This window comes from Streptomyces sp. NPDC050145, assembly GCF_044460245.1.
Lineage (GTDB): Bacteria > Actinomycetota > Actinomycetes > Streptomycetales > Streptomycetaceae > Streptomyces.
On the sequence record NZ_JBITJS010000014.1, the window covers coordinates 141548 to 156129 of the forward strand.

Annotated in this window: 11 protein-coding genes and 1 riboswitch; of the genes, 7 read left to right on the forward strand and 4 right to left on the reverse strand. The window is 72.2% G+C overall.

The features are described from left to right. Positions 1–38: 38 nt before the first annotated feature. On the forward strand, positions 39–1625 hold the full coding sequence (locus ACIBTU_RS27305; protein WP_399129111.1) for a DUF5691 domain-containing protein: 1587 nt from the start codon (positions 39–41) through the stop codon (positions 1623–1625). 273 nt (positions 1626–1898) lie between these two features. On the opposite strand, the gene ACIBTU_RS27310 is transcribed toward ACIBTU_RS27305, so the two are convergent. Then, the gene (locus ACIBTU_RS27310) at positions 1899–2309 is read right to left on the reverse strand and encodes a cobalamin B12-binding domain-containing protein (RefSeq protein WP_399129112.1); all 411 of its coding nucleotides are present in this window, start codon (positions 2307–2309) and stop codon (positions 1899–1901) included. A gap of 665 nt (positions 2310–2974) precedes the next feature. Here ACIBTU_RS27310 and ACIBTU_RS27315 point away from each other — a divergent pair. Then, entirely contained in the window at positions 2975–4033 is a 1059-nt protein-coding gene (locus tag ACIBTU_RS27315; RefSeq protein ID WP_399129113.1) for an esterase/lipase family protein, read from the forward strand. 274 nt (positions 4034–4307) lie between these two features. Further along, positions 4308–6068 (forward strand): peptidoglycan DD-metalloendopeptidase family protein, encoded by a 1761-nt coding sequence (locus tag ACIBTU_RS27320; RefSeq protein WP_399129114.1) that lies wholly within the window; start codon positions 4308–4310, stop codon positions 6066–6068. A 35-nt stretch (positions 6069–6103) separates the two neighbouring features. Here the strand turns inward: ACIBTU_RS27320 and pcrA are convergent, their stop codons facing one another. Next, the gene (pcrA, locus tag ACIBTU_RS27325) at positions 6104–8692 is read right to left on the reverse strand and encodes a DNA helicase PcrA (protein WP_399129115.1); all 2589 of its coding nucleotides are present in this window, start codon (positions 8690–8692) and stop codon (positions 6104–6106) included. Positions 8693–8969: 277 nt separating this feature from the next. Then, positions 8970–9173: riboswitch (cyclic di-AMP (ydaO/yuaA leader) on the forward strand. 7 nt (positions 9174–9180) lie between these two features. Between pcrA and ACIBTU_RS27330 the strand changes: the two genes are divergently transcribed. Continuing rightward, positions 9181–10395 (forward strand): NlpC/P60 family protein, encoded by a 1215-nt coding sequence (locus tag ACIBTU_RS27330; protein WP_399129116.1) that lies wholly within the window; start codon positions 9181–9183, stop codon positions 10393–10395. Positions 10396–10483: 88 nt separating this feature from the next. Continuing rightward, the gene (locus tag ACIBTU_RS27335) at positions 10484–11428 is read left to right on the forward strand and encodes a tellurite resistance/C4-dicarboxylate transporter family protein (protein ID WP_399129199.1); all 945 of its coding nucleotides are present in this window, start codon (positions 10484–10486) and stop codon (positions 11426–11428) included. Here the strand turns inward: ACIBTU_RS27335 and ACIBTU_RS27340 are convergent. Further along, complete coding sequence (locus tag ACIBTU_RS27340; protein ID WP_399129117.1) at positions 11406–11759, reverse strand: hypothetical protein; 354 nt, start codon at positions 11757–11759, stop codon at positions 11406–11408. The genes ACIBTU_RS27335 and ACIBTU_RS27340 overlap by 23 nt on opposite strands. Before the next feature lie 347 nt (positions 11760–12106). On the opposite strand from ACIBTU_RS27340, the gene ACIBTU_RS27345 reads away from it, so the two are divergent. Both ACIBTU_RS27345 and ACIBTU_RS27350 read left to right on the forward strand, forming a co-directional pair. Next, the gene (locus ACIBTU_RS27345; protein WP_399129118.1) at positions 12107–13156 is read left to right on the forward strand and encodes an NlpC/P60 family protein; all 1050 of its coding nucleotides are present in this window, start codon (positions 12107–12109) and stop codon (positions 13154–13156) included. Between the two features lie 13 nt (positions 13157–13169). After that, entirely contained in the window at positions 13170–14069 is a 900-nt protein-coding gene (locus ACIBTU_RS27350; protein WP_399129119.1) for a sigma-70 family RNA polymerase sigma factor, read from the forward strand. Between the two features lie 9 nt (positions 14070–14078). Here ACIBTU_RS27350 and ACIBTU_RS27355 read toward each other — a convergent pair whose 3' ends face one another. After that, on the reverse strand, positions 14079–14531 hold the full coding sequence (locus tag ACIBTU_RS27355; protein ID WP_399129120.1) for a hypothetical protein: 453 nt from the start codon (positions 14529–14531) through the stop codon (positions 14079–14081). Positions 14532–14582: the final 51 nt, after the last annotated feature.

Genomic DNA, 14582 nt, shown 5'->3' on the forward strand with positions numbered 1-14582 from the left:
GACGCACTGACGCACTGACGCACAGGGAGGCCTACCTCATGATCGCTTCGTCCGGTGTCGGCTCGTCCTGGGACGAGCTGGTCAGCACCGCTCTGCTCGGGACCGCGCGCCGCTCGTCCACCACTCCGGAGGCGCTGCTCGACGCGGCCGCCCTGGAGACGGTGCGGCGGCGGGCGGGGCTGCGGCCGGTGGCCGCGGTCGCCGCGCCCGAGCCCGCGCTCGACGATGCGCGGCCCGCGCTGCCGGCCGCGGCGCGGCAGCGGCTCGCCGTGCTGCTCACGGACCGTGCCGGTTCGGGCGGGACGCGCCGCGGCTCGGCGCCCGACCTGCTGGAGCTGCTGCCGCAGTGGCTCGCCACGGCCAACGGGTACGGGTACGCGCCCCCGCCCGAGCTGCTTCCGGCGCTGCTGGACGCGGCGCGGGGGCGGACGGATCTGCGCCCGCAGGTGCTGACGTTCGCGGGGCCGCGCGGCTTGTGGCTGGCGCGGCTGAACGGGGACTGGAAGTTCGCGCTCCGGGCCACTCCGGGTGCGGGGGCCGCCCTGCCCGCGCCGGACGACGCGGAGGGGGTCGGACGGTTGTGGGGCGAGGGGCTGTTCGCGGAGCGGGTCGCGTTGCTCGCGGCGGTGCGTGTCCATGATCCGGCGGCGGCGCGGTCGCTGCTCGCGGGGACGTGGCGCACGGAGCGGGCCGAGGACCGGCTGATGTTCCTCGACTCGCTGCGCGCGGGGCTCGGTGACGCGGACGAGGAGTTCCTGGAGCAGGCGCTCGGCGACCGCAGCAGGAACGTGCGGGCGACGGCGGCCGAGCTGTTGTCGGCGCTGCCGCGTTCGGCGCTGGCCGCGCGGATGGCGGACCGGGCGCTGTCGTGCGTGGCGCTCGACCGGGCGGCGGGGGTCGTGGTGGTGGAGGCGCCGCACGAGTGCGATGCCGGAATGGAGCGGGACGGGGTCGTGGCCGTGCCGCCGGCGGGGCGAGGCGAACGGTCGTGGTGGTTCGGGCAGTTGGTGGAATCGGCGCCGCTGGACCGGTGGGCGGCGCGGTTCGGGGGGCGTACGCCGGAGGAGATCGTGGCGCTGGAGGTCGCGGACGACTGGCAGGGCGAGCTGCACGGCGCGTGGTGCCGGGCGGCCGTGCGGCAGCGGGACACGGCCTGGTCGCGGGCGCTGCTCGGGCCGCCGACGGCGCCGGGGGCGGCGGGGCCCGGGGCGGTGTCGCTCGCGGAGCGGGCCAAGTTGCTGGCGGCGTTGCCGGGGGCGGAGCGGGCGGCCTGGGTGGCGGCGTTCATCGCGGCGCACGGGTTGTCGGAGGCGTTCCAGTTGCTCGGGGTGTGCGGGACGCCGTGGGCGCCGGAGCTCGGGCGGGCCGTGGTGGACGCGCTGAACATCGCGCGGGACGCGGGGAGTTACCCGTGGAGTTTCAGTGGGGTGATGGGGCTGGCCGAGCGGTGTCTGGACCCGGAGGAGGCGGTGCGGCTCGAGGGCCTGACCGCGGCGGTCGACGAGCCGGAGGGGGCCGCGCCCGGGGCCGGGGGGTACTGGGCGGAGGCCTTCCAGAGACTGGTCGGCACGCTGCGCCTGCGGCGGGCCATGCGCGACGAACTGGCGCCGCCGGGTGCGGGATAGCCCGGCTTCCCGCCGCAGGGGCTCGGCGTCATTGCCGGGTGCGGCCCCGGTGGGGGCTGGTCGCGCCCACGCGGCGGAGCCGCATATCGATACAGCCCCGCGCCCCTGGAGATGCGCACTTCGTGCGCCACCTCCATCGGGGCGGTGCCCCGTCGGGGAAATGCGGCGCGAAGCGTCTGCATTTCAGGGGCGCGGGGAACTGCGCGACCAGCCACGACGCACCCGCACCCGGCGACGGAGCCCCGGCCCTACGGCGAGTGGCCGGGACCTGCCCTAAGCCAGCGCGCGGACGTTGCCCCGGACCCACTCCACGATCGACGCCGTGGTCGCCCCGGGCGTGAAGATCTCGGCGACACCCTTCTCCTTGAGCGGAGCGATGTCCGCCTCGGGGATGATCCCGCCTCCGAAGACCTTGATGTCCGCCGCGTCACGCTCGGCGAGCAGTTCGATGACGCGGGCGAACAGCGTGTTGTGCGCGCCGGAGAGGATCGAGAGCCCGATCGCGTCGGCGTCCTCCTGGATCGCCGTGTCCACGATCTGCTCAGGCGTCTGGTGCAGGCCCGTGTAGATGACCTCCATACCGGCGTCACGCAGCGCCCGCGCGATCACCTTGGCCCCGCGATCGTGGCCGTCGAGTCCCGGCTTCGCGACGACCACGCGGATCGGACCGGCTGCCACACCCATCACTGCCTCCATGAAGTGACTGATCCCCGGGGCCCTGGACCGTCCCGGGTTCCGGGTGCCCGTCCGGACACCCGCTTGCGGATACCCGATTCCGGACGCCCGAAGTGAACGAACGTTATCGACAGCATCCCGCAACCGGCCGTTTCGCGGTGCGGAGCGAGGGGGAAATCACACGGTGGGACACGTTCACTGCGCATCGCTACCGTTCCGGGCGGTCCACCCGCCCCTTCCGGATCCGATGCGCGGGGAGCCGCGACGAAGTCACCGCGCCTTCCGCGCCGCCGGCCGCACGGCACGGAAGCACGATGGCGGACGGTGAGCACGAGACCGAACGGGGACAGGGGCAGTACAGGAGCGGGCGGGGAAAGACGGCGCTTTCGGTGACCGCTGGTGTCCGCAGGAACGCGGACAGCGACTGCGGTGGCGGACCTGATCACGGTGCAGCACCGTGAGAGGTGAGTCAGGGTGCCGACGCCACGACCGGGCGACGCCAAGCAGCGAGAAACGAGCAACGCAGCCGCATCCCTCCACCGACCGCACCACCGCCTCCACCCCCACCACCATCTCCACCATCTCCACCATCTCCACCGCCTCGTCCTCGTCCGGCTCCCACGAGTGCACACGGGGACGCTGATGTCCTCCCTGTGCCGACGGGAGGTCGACCGATGAAGTCCACGGACACCGCCATCACGGACACCGCCACCGACACCGCCGCGACCGACACGGTCACCGGCGCCACGGACCCGGCAGGCGCGGCGACACCCGCACCTCACGCCACACCCGCCGCCCCGGTGAGCACCGCCTCCACCGCCTCCACCGCCTCCAGAACCCTCTCCACCGCTCTCACCACACTCAGCGCCCTCGCGGCCCTCGCCGACCTCCCGCCCTTTCGGGCCCTCCCCCGCCGCCTCCTGCCGGGCCGGCTCGCCGGGCTGTCGACCGTCCTGGTGAAGGCGACCGCGCTGGAGCTCGCGATCCTCGCCGGACATCTGGTGCTGTACCCCTCGGGCCTCGCCCCGGAGCGCCGCGCCCCGCGCGTCCCCGCCCCCGCCGATGTCCCCTCGGCGGCCCCGGAGCGCCCGCCGGTGCTGCTCCTGCACGGGTTCATCGACAACCGCTCGGTCTTCGTACTGCTGCGCCGCGCCCTGGCCCAGCACGGCACCCGGCACCTGGAGTCCCTCAACTACTCGCCACTGACCTGTGACATCAGGGCGGCCGCGACACTGCTGGGCCGGCACATCGAGGATCTGTGCGAGCGGACCGGTCAGGACCGGATCGACATCGTGGGCCACAGCCTGGGCGGCCTCATCGCCCGTTACTACGTGCAGCGGCTGGGCGGCGACCGCCGCGTCCGCACCGTCGTCACGCTCGGCACCCCGCACAGCGGCACCCGGGTCGCGCCGCTGGCGGACGCGCATCCGATCGTGCGGCAGATGCGGCCGGGCTCGTCGGTGATCGAGGAGCTGAAGGAACCGGCGCCGGGCTGCGCCACCCGCTTCGTGAGTTTCTGGAGCGACCTCGACCCGCTGATGGTCCCGTTGGAGACGGCCTGCGTCGACCACCCGGATCTGATCGCGCAGAACGTGCGCGTGACCGGCATCGGACACCTGGCCCTGCCGGTGCATCCGGCGGTCGCGGCGGCCATCCGCGAGGCGCTCGCCCCCGGCCCGGCGGCCGGGGCGGACGGGGCCGCCGACACGCGCGGCGGTCTGACCGTCGCCTGACGACGACCTTTCCAAGGGGCTGTGTTCGAACCCGCGGCCCCTCCAGGCCGCCAACTCACACAGAGCGGTACGTACCCGCACGTCCTGGGCTCCGGCCTTGTCGAACTCGTCTCGAACTCACCGCCAAGCGCATGCCCGCAGTTCACCGAAACAACGCCGATTGCCCCTTTCCTGGAGCGGGGAAACCTGCCGAAGATTGTCGTGTGCTCGTACCGCCGGGTACAGTCGCCGCACTGCTCTGGCAGCCCCTGTTGTCGAGGCGAAAGAGAAGTTGGTGAACGACCGTCATCCGTCGGGGACCGCGCAGGACGCGACCTACGACGGTTACTCCACGACCAGCTTCGCCACTGACCCGCTCTTCGGCGACCTGGCGGGCCCCGACTCGTACGACACCGGTTCCTACGGCCATGTCCAGCACTCCGGGCAGTGGTACGGAGCGGACGGGCAGCACCAGCAACAGCAGTACGCGTCCCCGGCGGACCCGTACGCCACGTCCTCGTACGAGACGCACGGGACGCACGGGACCGGCGGTTACGACACGTCGGGCCTGTGGACCGACCCCGGGCACGGGCAGCAGCACACCGGGCAGTGGGACACGCAGTCCTATACCGGGCACGGACACACGGGTTTTGACGGTGCGTCAGAGTTCGGGACGCAGACCTTCGACGCCACCGGGTTCCAGCACCCGGGCTACGACGCCACCTCGGCGGGCTTCCCGGCCGCGACGCCTGATTACACGGGCTACACGGATCACACGGCGACGACGACGTCCACGTTCGAGGCCTCCGCCTTCGAGACGTCCTCGTTCGAGGCGCCAGCCTTCGAGACTCCGGGCTTCGAGACGCCAGGCTTCGAGACCGGGAGCTTCCAGAGCGGCGGTTACGAGACCCCGGCGCACGGGACCGCCACGTTCGACACCCCCGGCTACGACACCCCGAACTACGACACCTCGGGCTTCGAGACCCCTGGCTTCGACTCCCCCGGTTTCGACCACTCGGCGCTCCTCGGCTCCACGTCCTACGACACCGGCGCCTACGACGCCACCGCCTGGAACTCGGCCGGCGCCGAAACCCGGACCGCGCAGACAGCGCAGCCCGCGCAGGACACGCTCCACGCCCACGTACCGGACCAGTACGTGCCCGAGGACGCCTACGACGCGGCGGACACCCCGGCCGCCACCCCCGCCGATGCGGAGCAGCACGAACACCCGGCGGACGTGGACGCCGAGGAGCAACCGAACCCCTGGGAGCCGGAGTTGGCCCGGGCCGCGGCGACGCGGAGCGCCCCGCGCGGCCGCGCGGCGGCCCGTCGCCGGACTCCCGCCAAGCGTTCCGCCCTGCTGACCGTCGCCGTGCCCTCGGTCTGCGCGATCGGTGTCGCCGGTGTCGCGGCCGCGTCCGTCGGCGGTCTCGGCGGCGAGGAGCCCAAGGAGACGAAGGCCGCCGCGGCGCCCGACGTCCAGACGGTGAAGCCCTCCGTCGCGAACAACAAGCTGGACACCCAGCTGCGCGGACTCTCCGCGGACGCGGGCGACTTCGCCGACCGGGCGAGCCGCACGCAGGAGCGCATCGACCTGAAGGCGAAGCAGGAGGCGGACCGCAAGAAGGCCGCCGAGGAGGCCGCAGCCAAGGAGGCCGCCCGCCCCAAGTTCGCCCTGCCGGTCTCGGCCCACGGACTGTCCGCCTACTTCGGCCAGGCCGGCATCAACTGGATGTCCTCGCACACCGGCATCGACTTCCCCGTCTCGTACGTCCCCGTGATGGCGGCGACCGACGGCACGGTCCGTACGCAGTTCAACACCGCGTACGGGAACATGGCGATCGTCACCGCCAAGGACGGCACCGAGACCTGGTACTGCCACCTGTCCCGGCACACCGTGCTGAGCGGGCCGGTGAAGGCGGGTGACGTCATCGCGACGTCCGGCGACTCCGGAAACTCGACCGGCCCGCACCTGCACTTCGAGGTGCACCCGGGCGGCGGCGCCGCGGTCGACCCGCTGCCGTGGCTGCGCAGCCACGGCCTCGACCCGACCTGACGCCCCCGGCCCGACCTCCCGACCCCGGGGCCGGGCTACAGCTTCTCGACCGGCGCGTACCGCAGCAGCAGCCGCTTCGGCTTCGGGTCGCCGAAGTCGATCGTCGCCTCCGCCTTGTCGCCCTGCCCGTTGACCCCCACGACCGTGCCCAGGCCGAACTGGTCGTGCGTGACACGGTCGCCGACGGCGAGGGCCACGACCGGCTTGTCGCCCGCCCGCCCACGGCTCGTGGCGAACGCGGGCGTCGACCGCGAGCGCGACGAGGACAGGGTCGACGACAGCGAGGCCGCGACACCGCTCTTCCCGAAGCCGCCGCTGCTGCCACCGAAGCCACCGCGCCCGGCCGTCGCCGACGGCGTCGCCGGGCCCGTGCGCTTCCAGTCCAGGTGCGCGGCCGGGATCTCCTCCAGGAACCGCGACGGCGGGTTGTACGAGGGCTGGCCCCAGGCGCTGCGCATCGAGGAGCGGGTCAGATAGAGCCGCTCGCGGGCGCGCGTGATGCCGACGTAGGCGAGCCGGCGCTCCTCCTCCAGCTCCTTGGCCTGGCCGAGGGAGCGCATGTGCGGGAAGACGCCGTCCTCCAGGCCGGTCAGGAAGACCGTGGGGAACTCGAGGCCCTTCGCGGTGTGCAGGGTCATCAGCGTGATGACGCCGCTGCCGTCGTCGTCCTCGTCCGGGATCTGGTCGGAGTCGGCGACGAGCGCGACCCGCTCCAGGAAGTCCGAGAGCGTGCCGCCGGAGGCCTCGGCCTGCGCGCCGCCCTCCTCGGCCGCACCCTCCTCCGCCGCGTTCTCCTGCTCGAACTCCAGGGCCACGGCCGCGAGTTCCTGAAGGTTCTCGATGCGGGTCTCGTCCTGCGGGTCGGTGGAGGCCTGGAGCTCGGCCAGGTATCCGGTGCGCTCCAGGACGGCCTCGAGGACCGTCGCCGGGCCCGCGCCGGACTCGACGATCGTGCGCAGGTCCTCCATCAGCGTGTTGAACCGCTTCACCGCGTTCGTCGAGCGGGACGCCATCCCGTACGCCTCGTCGACCCGGCGCAGGGCCTGCGGGAAGGAGATCTTCTCGCGCTGGGAGAGGGCGTCGATCATGGCCTCGGCGCGGTCGCCGATGCCGCGCTTCGGCACGTTCAGAATCCGGCGCAGCGGGACGGAGTCCTCCGGGTTGGCGAGGACCCGCAGGTAGGCGAGGACGTCCCGGACCTCCTTGCGCTCGTAGAAGCGGACGCCGCCGACGACCTTGTACGGGAGGCCGACGCGGATGAAGACCTCTTCGAAGACACGGGACTGCGCGTTCGTCCGGTAGAAGACGGCGACGTCGCCGGCCTTCGCGTCGCCCGCGTCGGTCAGCCGGTCGATCTCGTCGGCGACGAACTGGGCCTCGTCGTGCTCGGTGTCCGCGACGTAGCCGGTGATCTGGGCGCCCGCGCCCGCGTTCGTCCACAGGTTCTTGGGCCTGCGGGACTCGTTGCGCTCGATGACCGCGTTGGCCGCGGAAAGGATTGTCTGGGTCGAGCGGTAGTTCTGCTCGAGGAGGATCGTCGTCGCGTCGGAGTAGTCCTCCTCGAACTGGAGGATGTTGCGGATCGTGGCGCCGCGGAAGGCGTAGATCGACTGGTCGGCGTCACCCACGACGCACAGCTCGGCCGGGCCGGGGTCGTCCGTGGCCGGCGGCGCGTCCATGCCCGCCTCCACCTCCGCGTCGTGGGCGGCGGCGGTGCCGACCAGCTCGCGGACCAGGGCGTACTGCGCGTGGTTCGTGTCCTGGTACTCGTCGACCAGGACGTGCCGGAAGCGGCGGTGGTAGTGCTCGGCGACGTCCGGGAAGGCGCGCAGCAGATTGACCGTCGTCATGATCAGGTCGTCGAAGTCCAGCGCGTTCGCCTCGCGCAGGCGGGACTGGTACATCGCGTAGGCCTGGGCGAGGGTCTTCTCGAAACCGTCGGCGGCCTGGGCGGCGAAGTCCTCCTCGTCGATCAGCTCGTTCTTCAGGTTGCTGATCTTGGCACTGAAGGACTTCGGCGGGAACTTCTTCGGATCCAGGTCCAGGTCGCGGCAGACCAGGGCCATGAGCCGCTTGCTGTCGGCCGCGTCGTAGATCGAGAAGGAGGACGTGAAGCCGAGCCTCTTGGACTCGCGGCGCAGGATGCGGACGCAGGCGCTGTGGAAGGTGGAGACCCACATCGCGTTCGCCCGCGGGCCCACCAGGGCCTCCACGCGCTCCTTCATCTCGCCCGCGGCCTTGTTCGTGAACGTGATCGCGAGGATCTGGCCGGGGTGCACGCCGCGCTGGGCGAGCAGGTACGCGATGCGGTGCGTGAGGACGCGGGTCTTGCCGGAGCCGGCGCCGGCGACGATGAGCAGGGGGGAGCCGCCGTGCACCACGGCCGCCCGCTGGTTCTCGTTCAGCCCGTCCAGGAGGGCCGCCGGGTCCAGGGCGGGGCGGGGCGCCCCGTCGCGGTAGTGCGTGTCCCGGTCCACGGGCGCGTCGAACTTCCCCCCGAACAGGTCGTCCGGGAGCGGCTCGGGGGCCCCGTGGTGCTCGGGGTCGTCCTCGGGCGGCGGCGGGGGCTCCTCCGCGGGGGACTGGAGGCCGGCCAGGAAGCTGTCGTCAAAGAGGCTGCTCATCGCTCTCCGAGTCTAGGCCGCCCCACCGACAGCCCGCCGTCACCTTCACCGAGACGCTCCTCGCATTCACGGAGACACCCCTCACGACACCCTTTGCGATGACCCGGTCACCCAGCGCGACAGCAAAGCCCGTTCGGGGCCCGCGGCGTAGAGATCATGAAAATGGTCACGAAAATGTATCGGGCATATCGAACATCAACCTTCACAGCAGCAACACGAGTTGGCTACGGTGCTGCGCGGGCAGCCCGTCCCCCCGCCCGCGAACAACGCGGCGAGCGGGCAGCCCCCGCCGAGTCCCGTACGCCGAGAGGCAGGGAACCGGGGACCCACCGACCTTGGGGTGAATCGGTCAACAGTCCGGCGGCGCCGGATGGTTGACCGTAGGGCAGCCTTCCGTACGACGTGCACCACCGCGCACCGAAGCGATGGGCACGGGCCCGAACCCGACAGCTAACTCGGTAGGCGGACCACGGAAGGAGTCGCCTGCTTTGGCGTCGCACCGCAAGCCGCGTACCCGCTCCCGGATGACCGGAGGCACCCGTACGACCTCCGCGGTCGGCATCACGACCGCGGCCCTCACCTCCGTCGCCCTGCTCTCGCAGACGGCCCAGGCCGCTCCGGCCCAGCCCGCGAAGCCGAGCCTCGAAGAGGTGCAGAAGAAGGTCGACACGCTCTACCGCCAGGCCGAGGTGGCCACGCAGAAGTACAACGCGGCGCAGGAGCGGACCACCGGCAAGAAGAAGCAGGTCGATCACCTCCTCGACGACATCGCGCAGCGCACCGAGAAGATGAACACGGCCCGCGAGGAGCTGGGCCGGTTCGCCGCCGCGCAGTACCGCACGGGCGGGGTGAGCGACACGGCGACGATGTTCCTCGCGGAGAACCCCGAGGACTACTTCGCCCAGGACCAGCTGATGAGCCGGCTGACGTCCCGCCAGAAGAAGGCGGTCGACGACTACCAGGTGCAGCAGCGCGAGACGGCGAAGAAGCGCACCGAGGCGCAGGAGAGCCTCAAGCAGCTGACCACGTCGCAGACCGAGCTGAAGACGTCCAAGCAGACCGTCCAGACCAAGCTCGCCGACGCGCGGAAGCTGCTGTCGGATCTGACAGCCGAGGAGAAGGCGCGGCTCGCCGCGATCGAGCGGCAGAAGCAGGAGGCGGCCCGCAAGAAGGCCGCCGAGCTGGCCGCGAAGCAGAAGGCCGAGGAAGAGGCCAAGCGGAAGGCCGCGGAGGAGGCGCAGCAGCAGGAGGACGCCTCCGGGTCCGGTTCCTCGACGGGCTCCGGCTCGGACACCGGTTCGGGTTCCTCGACCGGCGGCTCCGGCTCGACGGACACCTCGTACGCCACGAAGGCCGCGAAGGCCCTCGCCTTCGCCAAGGCCCAGGAGGGCAAGCCGTACGTGTGGGGCGCGACGGGCCCGGACTCGTACGACTGCTCGGGGCTGACCGGGGCGGCCTGGAAGGCGGCCGGGGTCTCGCTGCCGCGCACCACCTGGGACCAGGTGGAGTTCGGCACGACGGTCCCGCTGTCCGACATCCAGCCCGGTGACCTGGTCTTCTTCTACGACGACATCAGTCACGTCGGCATCTACAAGGGCGACGGGATCATGATCCACGCCCCGAAGCCGGGCGCGTACGTGCGCGAGGAGTCCATCTACTACGACGGCACGGCGTCGATCCACAGCGTGGTGCGCCCCGCCTGACGTCGCTCACGGTTACGTTCGGGCGGTGGACCGCGACCGCCCGGACGTGCCCGGGACCCCCGACCCCGCACCCGCCTCGCCCTGGGCGATGATCCCGCCGGCCGCCGGCGCGGCCGTCATGGCCACCGGCATCGTGTCGATCGGCCTGCACCTGCTCGGGCAGAACGTGCTGTCGGCGGTCTTCCTCGTGCTGGCCTCCGCGCTGTGGGGGCTGCTCGCGGTCGTCTTCTGCGCCCGTCTGTTCGGGGACCGGGGTCGCTGGGAGCGGGAGGCGGACACGCCCGCGGCGCTCACGGCGGTGGCCGCGACGTGTGTGCTCGGCACCCGGTACGCGCTGGCCGGCAGCCTCGGGTTCGCCGAGGTGCTGCTGGGGATCGCGGTGGTGGTGTGGCCGGTGCTGTTCGTCGCCGTGGTGCGGCACTGGCGGCCGAAGATGCCCGGCGCCGTCTTCATCACCTGCGTCGCGACCCAGGCGCTCGCGGTGCTGGGAGCGACGCTGAGCGCGTCGGCGCACGTGGCGTGGCTGGGCTACGCGGCGGTGGGGTTCTTCTGGTTCGGGCTCGTGGTGTACGCGGCCGCGTTCGTCCGCTTCGATCTGCGGCAGGTGCTGACCGGGGCCGGGGACCACTGGGTGGCGGGCGGCGCGCTCGCGATCTCGGCGCTCGCGGCGGCCCGGCTCGTGCTCGCGGATCGGGCCGGTGACCTGTGGAACAACCAGGACACCGAGGTGCTGCGGTTCATGGCGGGGCTGCTGCTCGCGCTCGATCTGGGCTGGTACGCCGTGCTGTGCGTGGCGGAGGTGGTGCGGCCGCGTCCGCACTACGACGTGCGGCGCTGGTCGACGGTGTTCCCGATGGGGATGACGGCGGTGGCGACGCTCATGGTCGCCACCGCGGTGGAGACTCAGTGGCTGGAGACTCCGGGGCGGGTGCTCGTGTGGGTCGCGGTCGCGGTGTGGCTCGTCACGGCGACGGGAGCGGCCCTGTCCCTGTCCGCGTCGTTCTCCTCGCTCAGGTCCACAGAACGGCGATGAAGATGTTCGCCACGGTCAGCGCGCCGACCGTGAGGAACAGCGGCTTCTCCGCCTTCTCCTCGTCGCGCTTCACGTAGACGATGCCGAGGATGACGAGCAGGACCGCGAGCTTCACGCCGATCTTGATGTTGTCGACGCTGTAGTCCTGGGCCTGGTTGAGGCCCACGAGGGCGACGCCGGTCACCAGCATCGTCAGGGCGCCGTGCAGCATCGCCTTGTTGAAGCGGGCGGTGCCCTGCTTCAGCGCCGGCATCTGCGTGAGGAACCCGCCGAGCAGCGAGGCGATGCCGATGATGTGCAGGCCGACGAAGAGGTGCAGGAGTACGTCCATGAGGCGGAGCCTAGCCAAGCGCCGCCCGGCCCCCTCCACCCCTCCCCCACCCCTTCCCGCCGGTCACGCACGAACATCGGACGCTCACACTCCGCCACAGCCCATAACAAAGGGGCCAGTTGGGGACAGTCCGGCACCAAGCCGTTACTCCGAGGTTTAGCGTCCTTCCTCAGGTGACCGGCTCCCCACCGCCGCCCGGCCAGGGGCGGCAGTCGGCCATCACCGCCGAGAAAGGTCCGGCGGCGGTCCGCTCCCCCTGTGCGGGCCGCCGCCGGACGCGTATCACTCCCTCTCGGCGGGCGTACGAAACCGTGCGTGCAGTACGACCCGAAAGGACGTGGCTGAACGTGCCGGCAGCGCATCGCAAGCCGAAACAGCGCTCGCTCAGTGGCCATACGGCCGCCCGTACCGCGGCAACCCTCGCGCTCGCCTCCGCGGCGACCGCCGCCACCGCCTTCGAGGGCGGCGCGGCGTACGCGGAGCCGGACCTCACCGCCGCCCAGGTACGGGCGAAGGTCGACCGGCTCTACCAGGAGGCGGAGGCCGCCACCGACCAGTACAACGGCGCGAAGGAGAAGGCGGGCGAGGCCCGCAAGAAGGTCGCCGCGCTCCAGGACGAGGCCGCGCGCCGGGAGGCCGCGCTCGGCACCCAGCGCCGGGCGCTCGGCGAGACGGCGGCGGCGCAGTACCGCACCGGCGGCATCGACCCGTCCGTGCAGCTCCTCCTCTCCTCCACCCCCGACCGCTATCTCGACCAGGCCGCGCTCGCCGAGCGGGCGGGCACCCGGCAGGCCGCCGCGATCACCCGGGTCCGCAAGGAGCTGCGCGAGATCGACCAGCTCCGGGAGCGCGCGGACGGCGAGCTCGGCCGCCTGAAGGCCCGCAGGGCCGAGCTGGAACGCCAGAAGAAGACCGTCACCCGGAAGCTGGCCGAGGCCCGCCGCCTCCTCGACCGCCTCACCCCGGCCGAGCGCGAGCCCGCCCCGGACCGCGCCTCCCGCTCCGCCCCGCGCGAGACCACCGCGGGCGCCCCCTCCAAGGCGACCAACTCCCGTACGGCCGCGGCGATCTCCTACGCGTACGGCGCCCTCGGCAAGCCCTACGTCTGGGGCGCGACCGGCCCCTCCGCGTACGACTGCTCGGGCCTGACCCAGGCCGCGTACCGCGCCGCGGGCGTCTCCCTGCCCCGCACGACGTACTCCCAGATCAACGCGGGCCGCCGCATCGCCCGCTCCCAACTCCAGCCCGGCGACCTGGTGTTCTTCTACTCCGGCATCTCCCACGTGGGCCTCTACATCGGCGGCGGCAAGATGATCCACGCCCCGAACCCGAGCGCGCCGATCCGGATCGCCCCGATCGACGAGATGCCGTTCGCGGGCGCCACCCGGGTGGCGTGATCTACTGCCCCCTGTGACGACAGAACAGGGCAGCGGCGCAAGGGACTTGGGCGCGCAGGACTTGGCGGACCGCTTCGAGGCGGAGCGGCCCCGGCTGCGCTCGGTCGCGTACCGCATGCTCGGTTCCCTCAGCGAGGCCGAGGACGCGGTGCAGGAGGCGTGGCTGCGGGCCGACCGTGCCGGCACGGACGACGTCGAGAACCTGTCGGCGTGGCTGACGACGGTCGTGGCCCGGGTCTGCCTGAACCTCCTGCGCTCCCGTACGACCCGTCGCGAGGACCCGCTCGACACGCTGGACGCGGGCGTAGCGGGACCTGAGGAGGAGGTGCTGCTCGCCGACGAGGTGGGCGTCGCGCTCCTCGTCGTCCTGGACACGCTGTCGCCGGCCGAGCGGGTCGCGTTCGTCCTGCACGACACGTTCGCCGTCCCGTTCGACGAGATCGCCCCGCTCCTGGACCGCTCCCCCGCGGCCGTCCGCCAACTGGCGAGCCGAGCCCGCCGCCGTGTGAAGGGCGCCCATCCGGATCCCTCCCCGGACCTGACCCGCCGCCACCGCATGGTCGAGGCCTTCCTCACAGCGACCCGAGGCGGCGACTTCCAGGCCCTCCTCACGCTCCTGGCCCCCGACGTGATCCTGCACGCCGACGCGGCGGTCATCCCGACCCCGCACCCGGTCACCCTCTCCGGCGCCCGCCAGGTCGCCGAGAGCGCGATGGCGGCCATGTCCCGCGCCCGCCTCACCGGCCCGGCCCTCATCGACGGCACCCCCGCCCTGGTCATGTCCGTCCACGGCCGCCTGTCCCTGGTCCTCACGTTCACGTTCACGGAGGACGACTCGGCGATCACGGGGATCGGAGTGGTGGCGGAGCGGGAGGAGCTGGCGGGGATGGAGATCTCGGTGCTGCCGGAGTAACCGTCCGCGTCACGTCAGCCGGTGGACCCCGCGCCACGTCCACCCCGAGCCGAGCACGACCTTCTGCATCGGGTCCCGCATGTAGTTGGAGTCGAAGTCGACGCTGTAGACGCGCTGACGGCGCCCCTCCGCGTCCTTCTCCCAGTGGAACTTCTTCGACCACACCCGGGTGCGCGGCCCCCGCCCGACCTTCTTCTCCGCGACCCACCGGAGGTTCTTCCCCCGCCGCGTGACCTCGTGGACGTGGGCAAGGACGCGCGCCTCACGGGCCGACTCGTCCAGCCGCAACACGAACTTGAACCGCCGCTCCGTCTGCTCACGGTCCCGGCCGCGCCCCCAGGCGGGCTCGATCATGTGCCACTCGGCCACGATGTCGGCACCGCTCTGCCCGGCCCGGATCCGCCACGGCTTGTCCGGATCGTCGAGGGCCAGCAGCGCGGAGTGCACGTGCGCACGGGTCATCGGCGCGACCCCCGCCTCCGGATACCGCGTCCCCGTCCACCAGTCCCGAAA

Coding starts and splice junctions, on each gene's coding strand:
- ACIBTU_RS27305 (WP_399129111.1), top strand. CDS start 39: ATGATCGCTTCGTCCGGTGTCGGCTCGTCCTGGGACGAGCTGGTCAGC.
- ACIBTU_RS27355 (WP_399129120.1), bottom strand. CDS start 14,531: ATGACCCGTGCGCACGTGCACTCCGCGCTGCTGGCCCTCGACGATCCG.
- ACIBTU_RS27315 (WP_399129113.1), top strand. CDS start 2,975: ATGAAGTCCACGGACACCGCCATCACGGACACCGCCACCGACACCGCC.
- ACIBTU_RS27340 (WP_399129117.1), bottom strand. CDS start 11,759: ATGGACGTACTCCTGCACCTCTTCGTCGGCCTGCACATCATCGGCATC.
- ACIBTU_RS27310 (WP_399129112.1), bottom strand. CDS start 2,309: ATGGGTGTGGCAGCCGGTCCGATCCGCGTGGTCGTCGCGAAGCCGGGA.
- pcrA (WP_399129115.1), bottom strand. CDS start 8,692: ATGAGCAGCCTCTTTGACGACAGCTTCCTGGCCGGCCTCCAGTCCCCC.
- ACIBTU_RS27335 (WP_399129199.1), top strand. CDS start 10,484: ATGATCCCGCCGGCCGCCGGCGCGGCCGTCATGGCCACCGGCATCGTG.